Genomic DNA, 17,209 nt, shown 5'->3' on the forward strand with positions numbered 1-17,209 from the left:
GCTGTTTTAGCGTATTTCATCGTGTCAGCAGCTTTAACTAACGATGGTGCTTAGCGTTCAAAGAGTTGCAGATTAAATGAGTAAAGCGAGATGCACTTTGGGTTGCAATCTTGATGTAATCTTTATGTAGTGCAGCTGTAAAGATGATACTATTGCGGCATTACTGGTTTTGTTTATTGCGTGGTCAACTTGTTGTTTAAACATCAGATGTTGTTGCTAGGTTTGATTTCTAGCTTGGTATTTTGCTTAGGCTTTGATGCCGCTGCCGCCACAACATCCAGTACCACGCACACCGCCACAGAGACTGCTTCAGCGAATACTCCAGCGAATACAACAGCCCCAACAAATAAAGCTGCAGAAACAGAGCAACAACGAAACCCTTGCTACAGTGATTCACAAATGGAAAGCGCCATCGACAAGGCGCATGACTATCTCACTACCAAGTTTTGTCAGCCTGCTATCTGGTTCGATAGTTTTTTTGTTGACGACAGAATTGAAGATGATGCCCATGCAGCGACGGTCGTGCGTCTATATAACGACTTCGCTTACTATGAAAAAGAGGGCTTTCAATATAAAGCTAACTTGAATGCGCGTTTAAATTTACCTGGGGTGACTAAAAAACTAAAACTCATTTTAGATTCAACCGGCGAAGATGATCCCTTTGGATTTATCAAATCTTTAGGTGACGATAATGAGCGCGATATTGGTTTGCGATACGACTGGTACGCTAAGGATAGAGTCAGCTTTAATATTAAAGCCAACTTCAAACCTAAGGTTGAGGCAAGATGGCGATATACCTATCCAATTTCTGATCGCACAGTAACCCGTTTGACGCAGAAGCTGTATCAAGAGAAGAAGGTTACTGGTGAGTCTACAGAGTTCGATATCGAGCATGCATTTAGCGAAGAGTTTGTTGGCCGCTGGAGTGCTGTTGCGCAATACGAGAGTCGCGATAATGGCTGGGAGTTTGGTTCAAGCGCGACGCTATACCAATACATTAATAATAAACAGGCGATAAGCTATCAGGCGAGTATTTATGGCGTAGATGAGCCTTATCACTATGTTAAAAAGGCCAGTATTAGTGCGACCTATAGACAAAATTTTGCCCGAGATTGGTTGTTTTTTGCAATTACTCCTGAATATCGTTGGAGTAAAGAAGATGAGTTTTCTGAGCGAATTAACCAAGTCGTATTCACTTTTACATTAGAAGTGCTATTTCAAAATGTTTAACTGCATGATGCTTTTTGGGTTATCTAGCTTGTTAATATTAGTCAGTTTACCTCTAGCAATTGCAACTCTTTAATCCACTCAAAATAAAGCCACTAATCGTAAATTAGTGGCTTGTTTATTAAAGAGTAATTCAGCCTATTCGTCGTCTAAATTAGCGGTCTTATTCAGCGTTAGCAATACTCGATTCCAGCTCGATATCATCTGCTGTATCCGCAGCAGGCTGGGTAACTTGCTCGGCTAACACGATTAAACTGTCGGTATAAGAAAAACCATAGCCGTAACCGCCTTCAGTGCTCACGCCATTACCTAATAAGTGCGGGTCGCTAAAGTGATCTTTAAAGGCGAAATCACCAGAGGTCACCGGGGTAATTTGCACAACTTTATAGCCTTGCTGATTCAAGGCGGTGATTGCTTGCTCAAGATCGGCATTAAGTCTTTCGCTATCAATTTTACAAGTTGAGTATTCAAACTCTGATGTTTTTGGCTTAGCTGCCCACATCTGCTCGCGTTTATCCGTTTCAATTTTAGCGAAATAGCTTTTTACAAATACGACTTTTTGTTTCATTCAATGCCCTTAAACAGAAAACTTGCTTCAACTCACGTGCAACTCTGGTATGAGTTACATATTAGTGAAAGATGAATTTAGTTAAAAACAGTTAAGTTAAATTTACCTTGAGCAACACTCTAGCAGAGACTCAAGCTAAATACCGCTAACTTGTTATTATTCAAGATTGTTATCTGGTTTAGGCGGGCCATTAAAGGCTGCAAATATCCTGCAATATTTACGCTAAAAGTTGAGTGAAAGCAGTGTTCTAACTGCTATGTAACTAAGTGCTAGTCTTGGGTTTTGTTGAAAAAAAGTCTTTTGATTGTTATGGTTATGTCGATAGGAGCAGAGCTTTTGCCCTATTTAAAATGCTCTAATTTGGCGACCTAGTATGGAAATGGGTACGTTAATATTGGAAATCGAGCTAGTGTAAATCTGTTGTTTAGCGATAAAGAGCCCTAAATTATGTCTAATACTTTGGAACTGAATTCTCTCGAGGAGTTGAAGTTTCATATCAAATCTTTCGACGAAAAGCTTAATGCGCAGTTTTTAACGCTGCCAGTGCAATCGCTATTAAAGAGGCGGGCTAAGCATATAGACGAAATGTTGGTATCGTTATGGAAGACTTACCAATTACATAAAACTCCCATGTCGCTTAATGCTGTTGGAGGTTATGGCCGAAGGGCATTGCATCCTAGGTCTGACATTGATTTAGCCATCATCATTGAGCAAGAGTTAACCCCGCAACAACAAGAACAATTATCGCTTTTCCTTACCCGCCTTTGGGACTTTGGCTTAGATATTGGCCAAACCGTTAGAACCCTACCTGAGTCTATCGACGCTGCCGCAACAGACATTACCATTGCTACCAATTTACTCGATATTCGTTGTCTGGTTGGCGCTAAAAAACATTCGCAAGTGATTAAAGAGCAGCTTTATCAAAATGAGCTTTGGACTAGCCTGTCTTTTTATGATGCCAAGATGGAAGAGCAAGATCTCAGGCACAATAAAGCGCAGAACACTGCGCTGTATTTAGAACCCAATTTAAAAAATAATCCCGGTGGCCTGCGCGATGTGCACACCATTATGTGGATAGCGCAAAAACATTTCTCACTAGCAAATGCCAATGCGTTAAAAACCATTGGTTTTTTACAGCAAGATGAAGTGTACGAGCTGTTAGAGGCTTATGACTTTATTTGTCGTGTTCGCTGGGCACTACACTGCGTCACACAATCGGCGCAAGATGTATTATTGTTTGAGCACCAAGCGGCAGTGGCTGAGTTTATGCAGTTTGGCCAAGGTGATAATAGCCAGTTAGCTATTGAACGTATGATGCGTCAGCTGTTTCGGGCTATGACTCGAGTGCGCGAGCTAAACCAGATTATCTGTGACTCCTTCAAGCTCGATACGCTTAATGAAACCGAGCGTGAAAATCTGCAGTCTCTTGATAAATATTTTAGTGTTTGTAATGGCTTAATTGAGGTTAAATTTACTCAGGCCTTTATTGATAAACGCCAAGTGATACGCATGTTTAGGTTGATTGCAGAAAACGACAATATCATTGGTATTGCGCCGCAAACCCTTAGATTACTGCGACAAACAAGGCGTCGTTTATTAGGTGAGTTACAAGATTATCAAGGTTGCCGTGAAGAGTTTTTGGCAATTTTGGCGCACCCTAAGGGGCTGCGTAAGTCGTTAGGCTTAATGCATCGCTATGGTGTGTTAGCCGCATACTGCTCACAGTGGCATGCGATCGAAGGGCAAATGCAGTTTGATATGCACAATGCGTTTACGGTCGATGAGCACACCTTTAAAGCGATTCAGTACATTGATAGCTTTGCGCTAAATAAGAAAAACAGTCTCACTTACAGTATCTATCAAAACTTGGGCAATCGCTTTGCCTTAGTGTTTGCCACCTTGTGTCACCATTTGTCAGGTAAGCAGGCGATTGAGAACAGCGAATTAAGTGCGATTCAAGCTAAAGAGTTGGCTGATGAACATTTATTGAAAGGCTCAACCACTACATTGATTTATTGGTTGGTGGCTAACCAAGATGTATTGATCAGCGCGATTCAAACTCAGGATATTAACGATCCTGATGTAATTAAGCATTTGGCAAAGCTGATTGGCTCTCAAGGTAAGCTTAATGCGCTATTTTTGTTTACCATCGCGGATATGATGGCCACGAATGAAAGCTATTGGAATGACTGGCAAGAAAGCCAATTAACTCAACTCTATATGGCTATTCGCGAAACGTTAAAACAAGGGATTGAAAATATCTTTGAGGTGCGCACCGTTATTCGTGAAAACCAAACGGATGCGCGAGCCGCATTGTTAGCCTCAGGTGTTGATGCCGAGCGGCTAACTAAGTTTTGGCAAAGTTTGCCTAATAATTTCTTCAGCGGTAATTCGGTTGAAGATATTGTCGAAATAACCGCGGGCATTTTAAAAGGCGAGCCGGGTACGACTCGGGTGCTGATAGGGCAAAACGGCGATAACGGCTTTACCAGTATTTTTGTGTATACCGAAGACAGACCAAAACTGTTTGTCGACCTATTTAAAACCTTAGCTAGCTCTAAGCTTAAGGTGAAGGATGCGCAGATGATGCAGACCAAAAATGGTCAGGTGTTAGAGATCATCAAAATATTGGATCACAAAGATGAGCCAATTGATGATGAGCCAAGGTTAGAGCAAATTGTTAAGCGTATTCATCGCGCCATCGATCAAAAAGATAAACCGAGAAAACTATTACCACATAGAGCACTTAAAAACTTCGATAACCCACCTGTGGTAACAGTGCTGCACACCACCAAGAAAAACCGCGCGCTGCTTAAAGTTAATACGTTGGACGACCCTATGTATTTAGAGCAGATCTGTAATCTATTATCAGAGCGCAATCTCAGTATTCATTCCGCTAAAATTAGTACCTTAGGCGAGAGCACTGAAAATGTATTTTTAGTCTCTAATGCAGATCAAACGCCTTTTGGTCACGACGAGCAGTTAAAGCTGGTGGACATAATTGAAGAAGAAATTGCTTAATATTGATGTAGCCGACAGCAACTGTTAGCGCTGATACAATACTGGTTTTCAGTTAATAGGTTGAATAAATAAGCGTGAAGTTGGCTCTATTTGATTTTGATGGCACCTTAACCAACAAAGATATGTTCACTAAGTTTATCTTTTTCTCTGCCACGCCTATGCGGTTGGCGTTGGGTGTTATCTTTATGTCACCGCTATACCTGCTTTACAAAATGGGTGTTATTCCAGCCCGCAAGCTTAGACCTTTTGTAAGTTACTGTGCGTTTGCTGGTCGCGACAAGCAGACTCTTGACCGGCTTGGTGTTGAATACGCTACAAAAATTATTCCACGCTATCTGCGCCCTGAAATGCAACAAACCCTCAAACAGTATCAAGCTGAAGGCGCAAGCATCGTTGTGGTTTCTGCCTCGTTAGATCTCTACCTTAAGCCTTGGTGTCAGATTATGGGGTTAGAGCTGATTTGCAGTGAAATGGCAACCGAGCAAGTGGCTAAACAAGAACAGATACAAGCGCATAATCAAGAACTAAATCAAGAACCGAAAAATAGCCGTTACACAGGATTCTATGTTGCAGGCGACTGCAGTTGTGAGGCTAAGGCGTCTAAGGTATCTGAGCGCTTTAATCTTAAAGATTACAGTTACATATACGCCTATGGCGATACTAAAGAAGACTTAGCCATGCTAGCCCTTGCAGATGAAGCCTATATGCAAGGTGTCACGCAATCCTTAATAGAGTAACCAATTGCACTCATTGGCTATTAGTTAGACTAAATCCGTTGGTTAATGGATGAAACAATTGCGTAAAATGGTTATTTGGCAGCTAAAGGTTGGTTACCGATTATGACTTGCTACTAGTTTTGCGAGTAAATTTGTAATAACGATAAGCTTAATTAGCATGGATGTCGTTATTGGTTAAAGTTATCAGGGAGTTTCATCATGATAGGGAAGTTTTTCATTTCATTTGTGGTTATTTGCAGTTATATGCTGATACCGTTCCCCATTGCACTGGCAATGAGGGAAATATTTTTTCTACCAGACTCCTGCTATTAACGATTACAACTCGTCTGCTCAGCTTGAATGTAAATCTTATCCATTACTCATGTTTATGTATGGTTTGTTGTGTGCTTGATGTTATATCTTTTATCGCTGTTGTTATGTTGTTATGTTGTTTGTTAAGGGTTGTGATTTGGGGCGCATATTTTGAGCGAGGCAACAGCGATACTGCGGCATAAGTCTTCCTTGCATAAAGATAAAACTGGAGGCAAGCCCGACCTTGGTATAACAAGTTGTTACTTGACCAAATTCCTTTAGTGAACAACACTCTATGCTCAACATATACCCTACAAATATGGATGATTATAAAAATGCTAATATTCTTAATTTGTATTGCAGCATTACTGCTAGCATACAAGTTCTACAGTCCCTTTGTAGAACGCCAAGCTGGAATAGATCCAAATGCAAAAACCCCACAAGCAAGATTTGAAGACGGTGTCGACTATGTCGAAGTTCACCCGGTTAAAGCTTACTTAATTCAGTTTCTTAATGTTGCCGGTGTTGGGCCTATTTTTGGGCCAATTCTGGGTGCGTTATATGGTCCAATTGCACTGGTGTGGATTGTCCTAGGTAACATCATTGGAGGGGCGGTTCACGACTACTTCTCTGGTGTGTTGAGTATTAAAGAAGACGGTAAAAGCTTGCCTGAAATCGCAGGGCATTATTTTAACGTTTACTTTAAAGGGGTGATGTTGATTTTTACTGCCATGCTACTGTTTTTTGTTGGTGTGGTATTCATTATGAGCCCAGCTGGGCTGCTGAGTAACCTTGATTACTTTGAAGGTACAATCTTAGCCAACAATACCTTTTGGGTATTGGTGATTTTAGGTTACTACTTCCTAGCAACCATGCTGCCTATCGATAAGATCATTACTAAGCTTTACCCAATATTTGGTTTATTAATGATTGTTATGACAGTGTCGATTGCAGTTGCACTGCTAATTAGCGCCCCGCAGTTACCTGAAATGGGCGATATATTTGCTTACTTTGACCATAGTCATTACAACAACGATTTGCTAGAGCCAAACCCAGACGGTTTGCCTGTGTGGCCTTTATTATTTGTCACCATTACCTGTGGCGCAATTAGTGGTTTCCATTCAACTCAAGCACCTATTATGGCGCGCTGTTTAACTAACGAGAAATATGTTCGTCCAGTATATTATGGCGCAATGATGTCTGAAGGCATCGTGGCATGTGTGTGGGCAACAGCCGGTATTGCAGCATTCCCAGGTGGTTATGTTGAGCTGAAAAGCATTTTAGATGCGGGCGGCCCAGGGCTTGTGGTCAACCAAGTTGCGACAACTTACCTTGGTGTTGCAGGTGGTATTATGGCGATTATTGCGGTGGCGATTTTCCCTATTACCTCTGGCGATACAGCCTTTAGATCTTTACGTCTAACGATTATTGATGCGTTTAAGATCCCGCAAAGTTTGAAAAACCGCTTGTTCTTAGCGATCCCAATTTTAATCATCGCTTACTTTATGACTAAGATTGATTTCTCGTTAATCTGGCGCTACTTCGCGTTCTCAAACATGCTGCTTTCAACTAGCGTATTGTGGCTAGCGACTAAGTACCTGTTTGACAGGGGCACCTTCCATTGGATTGTGAGTTTACCTGCTATTGTGGGGACTTGCGTTACGGTATCTTATATCGTCACTGCAGGCATTGGCTTAGGGTTACCGCAATCACTGAGTCAACCTGTTGGCATCGCCGTGGGTATTGTATGTTTGATTGCACTGATTATGGCGCACAATAAGCGTAAAGCGGTTAGTCAGCCATAGCTTTGAGATCTCCCCTTTAAATAGGTGTTGATATCAGCCTCTGACAAGAGAGCTGGGTGTTACATCTAGACATGATTGAATGATTGTCATCACAAAGGCTGCAGTTTGCAGCCTTTTTCATGATCGCAGAGCCATCCTAAATAACGCTGCTTGTAAATCCTCTATAATTAAATTGTCACATTCAACCAATTTTAAATTCGTTAACAGCAGTTTTTACGGTTTTGTTAGAGTAATTACTTGATTTTATTTTTAAGCTAAGTAGCTTGGTATTGTAAGGCTACTCTAATATTCGACGACAAAGGCGGCTTATGGATAGACAGTATTTTTCTGTAAAACCCCAAGACGAAGGGCTGTTTGATATCAATAGTCGCCAGCGAGTGTTGAAGTTTATCCTCATTGTGTCGCTAATAACATTTCTGCCTTTAAGCATCAAAAATTTCGTGATTGGTGAAACGTTACTTGCCTGTTTCTTGGTCGCTTTCGAATTGGTGTTACTGATTGAAATTATTGCGGTGCTGCGCTTAAAGCACAGCCTTTGGAGGTATAAACCGTCATTGTTTTTCTTGAGTATCTCAATGGTGCTGACGGTAGATAGCTTTGGCACTTTAGGTACTTACTGGGTATTTCCTGTGGTGGTCACAGTGGTGTTTTTAGTTCCTCGAAAACTGGCATTAATCACCAACGGCGTGATTATTGTGGGTAGTATTTTCACGATTATCCCTCACCAAGAGCCCACGGTGACGCTACGCTTTGTTTTAGCGCTATTGTTTAGTGTTTCTATTGCTCACTGCGTGGTTGAAACCCTGCGTCAGTTGCAGTCTAAACTCAGTTATTTATCGACTCGAGATTCATTAACTGGGGCACTAAACCGGCATCAAATGGAGATCAGCCTACAAGCTGCGACTCGTAAAGCGGCTCTTGGTCAGCAAACCTGTATTGCGATTATCGACATAGATTATTTTAAAAAGGTGAACGATTTACATGGTCATGATGTTGGCGACCAAGTGATAAAATCTGTGGTTGAATTGGTTAACAGTAATAGTCGTCAAACAGATTTACTATTTCGCTTAGGGGGCGATGAGTTCTTATTGCTGTTTGATAATACCAAGCAAGAAAGTGCGCTTACAGTTACCCAAAATATTCGTAATAAAACCATTGCAGGCTTGGCTATACAGTGTCCGCAAATCGCTGAAGTTACGCTCAGTATAGGTATTGCTCAGTCAATCGCTAATGAAACAAGTGAAGTGTGGGTAAAACGTGCTGACATGGCGCTTTACGCGGCTAAAAAGGCGGGTAGAAATCAGGTTAAAGTGAGTGTGATTAGCGAATATTACCCAGACAAGTTAGTTAATATTCAGTCTGCTGCAAAATAGCTAACACTTGCCACAAGGTTAGCAGTAGTAAAAACAAAATCGCAGTAAATCCTACCAGTGCTAGCAAAACAGCCTCCAGTTTTTAATTAATTAAATAAGGCCAGCCTAGCTGGCCTTATTGCGTAGTTTTATAGGCTAAATTCACCACGTAAGGTTAAGGCAAAGTGTCTTGGTTCACCTAAAGCCGGGGTGCGGGTAAAGTTATTGGTAATGTACTCTTCATCAAATAAGTTCTTACCTTGCAGGTAAATTCCCACTGTTTGCCACTCGTAACCAATCTGCATATTGACCAGAGTGCGGCTGTCATTGTAAGGGTCAAATAGTTCATCCCCCTCTTTGTAACCTTCGCGGTATGGATCAACCTTAACCGGTGCGCTTTGGGCATAGTTGGCATTCACGTTAGCAAAAATACCATTGTCAGCGCTGTAAGTAGCGCCAACATTACCTGTCCACTCTGGTGCGGTAAATTGGCGGCCGGATAAGTCATTAACGATCGGTGTCGTTTCAGTAGGAATTGTGATCACAAAATCAGTAAACTCGGTCTTTGACTGCCCCACAGCAGCATATAAGGTGAGTTCGTCAGTGACTTGGTAGTTCAGCTCAAGCTCAAAACCTTGCACAGTTGATTGACCTGCATTGACGGTTTCATTGTCATAACGGTTAGGTGAGAGTTGCACGTTCACTTGTTGGTCACGCCAGCCGACATAAAACAGGTTAGCATTGGCAACGAGGTCGCCGTCTAACCAAGTAGAGCGCAGCGATAGCTCATAGTTATCAGTGTATTCAGGATCGTACTCAAACACATCACCGCGAGCGTTATTTATGCCTACGCCACCTGAGCGATAGCCTTTTTGGTATGAAAAGCTAGTGATGAAGTCTTCTGTCCAATGATAGCTCACACCTAGCTTAGGCAAGATAGTATTAAAGTCATTTTCAATCTTGGGGGTGGTTGATGAAGCACTGGCGGCTAAATCATAAAACTGCTGATTAATACCTGCGATTAACGGCGCGATACCTTCATAAGGGGTGCCAATATAACTGGCTGGATCGGGTATTTTATCTGCATTCAAGATGATGTATTGCGCATCATTTTGTGTTTGTTGTTTTTCATGGTCAAAGCGAATGCCACCAAAAATGTCCCACTTTTCCGTTATATTCCAAACCGCATCGGCAAATAACGCATAACTTGAAATTGTCTGCTGTGACGAGGTTAATGCGCTTGTGTGAGCAGGATTAAACTCGGCATATTGGCCAACCACTAAATCTGCAATAGGTTGGCTGAGACCGTATCTTGCTTGCAATATATCACTGGTGAGGCCTAAACGGTTTAGCTTCAAATTACTTAAGCCGTTAGACTGGTCGTCGACATCAGTATTGAAGTAATAAGCGCCGATAATACCGCTAAAGTCATCGTATTCAAAAGTCAGTCTTAGCTCTTGGCTTAGTGAGTCGGTGGTATTTTTGTAGTTAGAAATACTGCCAGTATCTTCAGGGAATTGACTGCCTTCAATCTCTAAGAAGTCAGAATCCCAAGTAAAGCGAGTATCGACACTAGACCAAGTTGTATATGAGCCTAGCGACCAATAATCGTTTAAGTCGTAGTTTAGCTCCAGTACCAGAATGTCGGCATCGACGGTCTCTTTTCTTTCATCGTTATTGTAGACATAGCGATTCTCAAATGGGTTTTGACCTTGTGCAATTTCTACCGCGGTATGGCCATAATCACTATTGCTGCGGGTATAGCCAAGCTGAGCTGAAAACTCAGGCAGTGCCGATGGTTGATACAGTAACTTTAATCGATAAGTGCCGTCGTCACGATAATCGGCAGGTTCATTGCGAACTAAGTTGTCAATATAGCCGTCAGTCTCTTTCTTTTCACCACTAAAGCGGAATGAAAGCTCATCTTCAATAAGGCCACCGCCAATGGCGACGCCAATTTCTCGTTGGCCGTATTCGCCGACAGTTAGCTGGTACTTTCCTTGCCAGTCTTGGGTTGGTGCTTGAGTGGTCATTATGACCGCGCCAGCTAACGCATTACGGCCTTGCAATGTCGATTGTGGGCCACGCAATATTTCAACTTGCTTAGCGTCCCAAGTTGAAAACCCGCCGCCATAAATCATACGCTCAGGCAAAGGTGCACCATCTACATAAACACTGGCCAAAAAGCTGTTGCCACCCCCAGATACATTAAAACCATCAATACCACGAATGCTAAAGCTACGATTACCTGTGACTTGAGCATTAGCGGTATTGATTATTACATCACGAAAATCATTAATATTTTCTTGTTCTAACTGCTTCTCAGTAAGCACCGCAACACTGGTTGTGGTCTCTTGCACAGTACGGGCTATTTTCTGGCCAGTAACCATGATCCGCTCAATATTACTGGTATCGGTAGCATTATCTGCTGCAGCAGATAAACAGGTTAGTGAGGCCGGAAGAAGTAAACCAAAGCGAATTGCGCTGGCAATAGGGGTTAAGTTAGATGATCGCATGTTTTATCGTCCAAGTGATAATGGTTGTTATTTTTAATTGCGGCGATGCTAACATAATCATCTTGTAATCTGATAACCTATTTACGATAATTAATACAAATTATTATCATTTGTATTAACTTTGGTCGTTTTATGATTTTTGTTAGTGTTTTTTTATTGTGGCTTGGATGCTTTGCTAGCTATTTATCTTCTAATAGACAGAGACTTACCGTTAAACCTATTCCTAAGATGCCTGCTTGGTTGGGTTATGTCATAGCGCTCTGCTTAGCGGTATTTGGCCTGACAACACATTTTGGATGGCTGGTCTCATTATTAATTAGCTTGCTATTAACCATGGCAATGTGGCTGTTGTTAGTTGTGGTGGCTGCTCACGCTAAAGAGCGCAGCATATTGGTGTTCGCAATCGGCGCAGCAATATTTCCAAGTATCTTTCTATTAGGGATTAATTAACCATGTGGCCTAAATCTCTGACTGCCTTTTTTGGTGGTTTACTACTGTCCGTCAGTATGATGTTGAGTCTGTATTTATTGTTACCAATAGCAATAGATATCAAATTGCTGGTGGGATTATTGGCAGGTTTTAGCATCTGGGTCGCAGCCATGGTTTATTACTATAGCTTCAATAGCGCTAAAACCAGTGCTTTGGCTTGTGGCAAATTCTTACTGCTTTCTGTGGCAGTGAACTTCCTTCTTTATTGGTACCAGTCGCTCCTATGAATACTCAACCTATGTACGCTACTACAAGTAGAAATCCGCGAAGTCAGTGGGTTAAAAATCTAACGGAATCTCATAGCTGGATAGGGGTGATCATTTCACCTCTGCTGTTTGTTATCTTTTGGGCTGGTGCTGTTACGCTGTTTTATGAAGAAGTGAAGCAGTGGGCTATTGTGCCGCAGTTTCCAGTAGCAATAGAGCAAACAAAAATGCCATTACAGCAGATAGTCGAAGATAAGCTGGCACAGCATGATTTTGATTATGAAGAGCACCTTATGGTGCAAATGCCATCTGAACATGACCCTTACTATAAAGTGTTCTTAGATCTCGTTCGTGAAGAGGGCATGGAAGATGAACATGGTGAAGTGGTGTCTTTGCTCATCGACCCAAATACTGGCGCTAGTGTGGCCAATAGAGATGACTTTTTTCTTGGTGATTTTATCTACCGGTTACATTACGACTTAAATTTGCCTGGTGGGACTTACTTAATTGGCATCATTAGCTTGTTCTTCTTTTTTGCTTTGGTGTCAGGTGTGTTTATTCACGCCAAAAAGTTATTTAAACACTTTTTCTTATATCGCAATGATAAAAACCGTCGTGACCAGTTACTGGATTTACACAATGTCGTAGGCGTGATGACGCTGCCATTTACTCTAATGTATGCATTAAGTGGCTTAGTGTTTAATTTAGCCATTGTTTACCAAATTGCCTTTGTGGTGTTTATCTACCAAGGCGATCAAGACACATTATTTAAAGACGCAGGTTTTACCTTATTTGATGAGCCTAGAATCGAGCAAAGCATTGATATGAGTAATGCATATACGATTATTGAGCAAGCACGTCAGCAGCCTGATTTCTATTTAAGAAATGTTATCTTTTATAACTACGGTGATGAGTCAGCGATTATCCAATTACGCGGTAATGATTTAGCGAATTTTTCGCAGAAAGATGAGTTCTTTTATCGAGTAAATACAGGTGAATTACTCAATAAAACCGACATTGAAAACTACAATGTATTTCGTAAAGGTCGCGAGATTATTGCGACCCTACATTTTGGCGATTTTGCCGGTGTAGATGTGCGTATTTTGTATTTTATTCTCTCGGTTGCCATCTGTGCGATGATCGTTATTGGCAATATGTTGTGGCTTGATAAGCGTACCTTGCAGCAAAATGTATCGCCTCGCAACATAAGTATTGTAAGGGGATTAACCTTAGGTGGTTGCGGTGGTTTAATTGTTGCTACAACCGTGGCTTTCTTTGTTGAGCGTGTGCTGCCCGCAGGTATGCAAGCGCGAGCGGATTACTTAATTGCCAGCTTTATACTCACTTTAGCGATGGCAATTGTGTTGAGTTATAGCATTAGCAATAAACGACGCTACTTAACTCAAATGATAATGCTGAGCTGCTTAGTGTTAACCGCAACAATAGCGGCGGATTGGTACTTGTTTGCCAGTGAAATCATTCAGCTTACTCGGCAAGGTTTTTATGGCATTGTTGGCGTTGAAATAGGTATGCTGTTAATGATCATTAGTGGGCTATACATTGTGCGAAAGCTTAGTCATTTGCCATCGCAGCAATCACTTAGCTTGCAGCCGGTTAGTTAACACAAGTTATTAGTAAACATAAAAAAATGCAGCTTAGGGCTGCATTTTTTTATCAAGTGTGGTGTTTAGGCTAATTTAAACAATACATGCAACGCTAGCTTGTTGTTAACGCTCGGGTTTCAAAGTGACTAAAATTATTTTATTTTGTGGTTATTTTTTTATATTCCAATTTCAAATTATGGTGTAAATTAGCTTAACCATATCTAGTACAACTTGTATTGATAGATAGATGCCATTGTTGGTTTGCTCATAACCTGAACTAAGCCTGTTGTGTTATTTATTTTGAATACTCTACACCTCCCCAAGCCACCATCTGGCCCAAGATCTTTAGAGCATTCCGTTTTATAAAGAGATCCCATTGAATATTTTATTTTTGATGTACCCGTGGTCGATGATCGTACCTGAAACCGACACCACACTGCGGTTAATCCATGAATGCGTGTCAAGGGGGCATACTGTTGCAGTAGCAACTACTAGCAATTTGACCATGCGCGACTCTGAAGCCAGTGCATTTTGCCAAGTGTTTAATAAAGAGCAGGCAACCCCGAGTAATATCGTTTCTTTTTATAAAAAAGCTCAGTTTAAAAAGCTGCAATTACCCTTGGCAGGCTTTGATAGCATCTTTATGCGAGCCAGCCCACCGCTTGACCCTATTGCACTAAACTTCTTAGATTCAGTGCGTGATGAAGTGTTCATCATGAACGATATTGACGGCCTGCGTATTGCTAACAATAAACTTTATACCGCGTCATTTGACGACCCAAACAATACTTTTATTCCCTCTACTCATGTGTCGAAAACACCTGAATATTTAGAGCAAGTGTTACGCGAGTCTAAAACTGACAAGATGATCATGAAGCCGCTCGACGGCTTTGGTGGTCAAGGCGTTATTTTGGTAGAAAAAGCGGCGCAAAAGAGTTTTCATTCATTGCTGCAGTTTTACATCAACAGTGGCAAAGGTGGCAATTACGTTATTCTGCAAGAATATGTTGAAGGCGCAGACGAAGGCGACGTACGAATTTTGATGTTAAATGGTGAGCCAATTGGCGCCATGAAACGAGTACCAGCAGCGGGAGAAGTCCGCTCAAATATTCATGCTGGTGGCAGCGTGGTAAAGCACGTGCTAACCAAAAAAGAGAAAGAACTGTGTAAACATATTGGCCCTAAGCTAGTACGTGACGGTTTGTTCTTTGTCGGTATTGATGTAATCAATGAAAAGTTGATTGAAGTAAACGTGCAAAGCCCTGGCGGTATTATGCGGATCAATAAATTAAACAACGTGAAATTACAGCGTAAAGTTATCGATTTTATTGAAAGCGTAATTCAAGCCAAAGAAGCGTTAAGCACAAGAAAAACAGAATTTAGAAAGGCGATTGAAGATGCTCAAGTTATCTGAAAAAGAATGTATTGCACTAATAAATAAAGGCGAGTGCTTCCACGCAGAAGTCGAAGCGGGCGCATTTACCGTAAAAATCGATGAGTACTCACCATTTGTGTGTACCGCTATTCATAATGGCCATCGCCTGCGTGAAGACTTGCAAAATAACTGCCGCTTAACAGATGAAGAGCGTCGTTTTGCTGAAGCGCCATATACCGCAGACATGCTGTCATCATTCCCTATTGTATTGACGGGTAATGACTCACGTTTTGAATATGACTTAAACCGACCTAAAGCGCATTCAACCCATTACAAAACGGCGTGGAAAAAGCCATTAACCACTAAGCAACGTAATGAAAGCCATGCGAAGCATCAGTCTTTTTATAACGTACTGAGCGCTTTAGTTGCGCGTTTAGAAAAGCAGTTTAAAAATAGCATCGTATTTGATGTGCACTCATTTAACTATCAGCAGATTGAAGCTGACACGCCAACCTTCAATATTGGCACTAGTCAGATAGATATCGAGCGCTGGGGCACCACCTGCCAGAACTTTGAAAAACAGCTTAATAAAATTGAGCTGCCAAACATTGCTGTGCGCGCGGCACGTGATGAAGTGTTTCAAGGTCGCGGTTATTTAATTGCCCACGTTAACGCCCATTTTGACCACACTTTAGTCTTACCACTTGAAGTGAAAAAAGTGTTTATGGACGAAACCACCGGCGAGCTATATCCACTGGTGTTAGAAGAGCTAAAAGGCGGCGTGAAACAAGCTATTTCTGAGTCTGCCGCTTACTTTATGCGCCGCTTTGGTAAGCGTAAATCAGTGCGTAATGTCGATCTACTGTCATCGACTTTACCGTCTGAAATTTTATCGCTAGATAAGAGCTTGTATAAGCTTGCTAGCAATGTCGCCACACTGAAGTATATCAACCCAGTTAATATCGCCAGTGAGCGTAAAAAGTTCTTAGCCCGCAAAGGTGCAGTAGCACCAGAGTTTAGCTATAAGCAGCTAAACATTAATCCATATCAATTCCGCGAGCAGCTTTATAAGCTGCCAGTGTCGAATATTATGGATGCCGATATTCAGCAACTTTATCGCCATGTGATTGATAACCTCGCGACTAAAATTGACCTACTTTGCTCGATAGGTACTGATGAGTTTGTTTACAACTCATTGAAATATTATGGCCAGCCAGACAAAGAAGATATTGCCAACGCTGAATTTTTGCTGCGTGCGCCAGCCATTGAGGGTGATGACGAAGAGCCTATCTATGATGCAGCTTATGCGGTTAAGTCATTCCAAAAGTATGCCGATGACTGGGGCCTAAAGTGTAAAGTTGAAAAGTCATCGCGCATCGTAGCTAAGGCGATGGTTAATAGTGCTCGTGGTAGCTTGATGATTAACAAAGATGCCATGTTCACTAGCAAAGAGTTGGTGGCTTTTGCTTACCATGAGCTAGGCGTGCACATGCTAACAACCGTCAATGCCCGTAGCCAAAAGCTACGAGTGATGTCACTTGGCTTAGTGGGCAATACCCACACCCAAGAAGGGGTGGCGATTTACAGTGAATACTGTTCAGGTAACTTGACCCTAAACCGTTTAAAAATTCTAGCAATGCGAGTGATCGCGGTTAATTTAATGCTAGAGCAGCGTGACTTCTCGATGACATTTGAGACCTTAAAGCGCGAATATGGCCAAACGACCGAACAAGCCTTTACCTTAACCACTCGTGTGTATCGTGGCGGCGGTTTCACTAAAGACTTCCTGTACTTAAAAGGCTTTAGAGACATAGTTAATTTAAGCAAAACCACGCCGCTAGATAACTTATTGGCAGGTAAAGCAGGCATATTAGACATGCCAATTGTCAGTGAAATGGTCGAGCGTAATATGTTAGAGCGTCCAGTACCGTTATTTGAGCTTAAACATAAATCAACACCAGAAACTGCGGTGATTGATTATCTTATTTCGGCGATTCGATAAGCTGCAATAAGCAAAC

11 protein-coding genes are annotated in these 17,209 nt (G+C 41.7%); 9 read left to right on the forward strand and 2 right to left on the reverse strand.

From position 1 onward, the window contains the following. Positions 1-192: 192 nt before the first annotated feature. Complete coding sequence (locus L2740_RS04985; RefSeq protein ID WP_248949015.1) at positions 193-1,230, forward strand: hypothetical protein; 1,038 nt, start codon at positions 193-195, stop codon at positions 1,228-1,230. Between the two features lie 160 nt (positions 1,231-1,390). Here L2740_RS04985 and L2740_RS04990 read toward each other — a convergent pair whose 3' ends face one another. Then, on the reverse strand, positions 1,391-1,795 hold the full coding sequence (locus L2740_RS04990) for a hypothetical protein (protein WP_248949016.1): 405 nt from the start codon (positions 1,793-1,795) through the stop codon (positions 1,391-1,393). Positions 1,796-2,242: 447 nt separating this feature from the next. Here L2740_RS04990 and glnD point away from each other — a divergent pair, with 447 nt between their 5' ends. The 4 genes from glnD (at position 2,243) to L2740_RS05010 (ending at position 9,022) form a co-directional block, all read left to right on the forward strand. Continuing rightward, a complete protein-coding gene (gene glnD, locus L2740_RS04995) occupies positions 2,243-4,816 on the forward strand; it encodes a [protein-PII] uridylyltransferase (RefSeq protein ID WP_248949017.1) in 2,574 nt (857 codons plus the stop codon). A gap of 74 nt (positions 4,817-4,890) precedes the next feature. Continuing rightward, entirely contained in the window at positions 4,891-5,553 is a 663-nt protein-coding gene (locus tag L2740_RS05000; protein ID WP_248949018.1) for an HAD-IB family phosphatase, read from the forward strand. 626 nt (positions 5,554-6,179) lie between these two features. Further along, positions 6,180-7,649: a carbon starvation CstA family protein gene (locus L2740_RS05005; RefSeq protein ID WP_248949019.1), complete on the forward strand. Its 1,470-nt coding sequence runs from the start codon at positions 6,180-6,182 to the stop codon at positions 7,647-7,649. A 308-nt stretch (positions 7,650-7,957) separates the two neighbouring features. Continuing rightward, positions 7,958-9,022 (forward strand): GGDEF domain-containing protein, encoded by a 1,065-nt coding sequence (locus L2740_RS05010; protein ID WP_248949020.1) that lies wholly within the window; start codon positions 7,958-7,960, stop codon positions 9,020-9,022. Between the two features lie 128 nt (positions 9,023-9,150). Here L2740_RS05010 and L2740_RS05015 read toward each other — a convergent pair whose 3' ends face one another. Continuing rightward, positions 9,151-11,517: a TonB-dependent receptor gene (locus tag L2740_RS05015; protein WP_248949021.1), complete on the reverse strand. Its 2,367-nt coding sequence runs from the start codon at positions 11,515-11,517 to the stop codon at positions 9,151-9,153. 452 nt (positions 11,518-11,969) lie between these two features. Here L2740_RS05015 and L2740_RS05020 point away from each other — a divergent pair, with 452 nt between their 5' ends. The 4 genes from L2740_RS05020 (at position 11,970) to L2740_RS05035 (ending at position 17,193) form a co-directional block, all read left to right on the forward strand. Beyond that, positions 11,970-12,233 carry a hypothetical protein gene (locus tag L2740_RS05020; RefSeq protein WP_248949022.1) on the forward strand — a complete coding sequence of 88 codons (264 nt, stop codon included), beginning with the start codon at positions 11,970-11,972 and terminating at the stop codon, positions 12,231-12,233. Then, positions 12,230-13,834 carry a PepSY-associated TM helix domain-containing protein gene (locus L2740_RS05025; protein WP_248949023.1) on the forward strand — a complete coding sequence of 535 codons (1,605 nt, stop codon included), beginning with the start codon at positions 12,230-12,232 and terminating at the stop codon, positions 13,832-13,834. Before L2740_RS05020 ends, L2740_RS05025 begins: the two co-directional genes overlap by 4 nt. 358 nt (positions 13,835-14,192) lie before the next feature. Beyond that, complete coding sequence (gshB, locus tag L2740_RS05030) at positions 14,193-15,230, forward strand: glutathione synthase (protein ID WP_275974007.1); 1,038 nt, start codon at positions 14,193-14,195, stop codon at positions 15,228-15,230. Next, complete coding sequence (locus L2740_RS05035) at positions 15,214-17,193, forward strand: flavohemoglobin expression-modulating QEGLA motif protein (protein WP_248949024.1); 1,980 nt, start codon at positions 15,214-15,216, stop codon at positions 17,191-17,193. The genes gshB and L2740_RS05035 overlap by 17 nt, the downstream gene beginning before the upstream one ends. The last annotated feature ends 16 nt before the right edge of the window (positions 17,194-17,209 follow it).

Origin of the sequence: Shewanella pneumatophori, from assembly GCF_023283895.1 — a bacterium.
In the GTDB taxonomy this organism is placed as follows: domain Bacteria; phylum Pseudomonadota; class Gammaproteobacteria; order Enterobacterales; family Shewanellaceae; genus Shewanella; species Shewanella pneumatophori.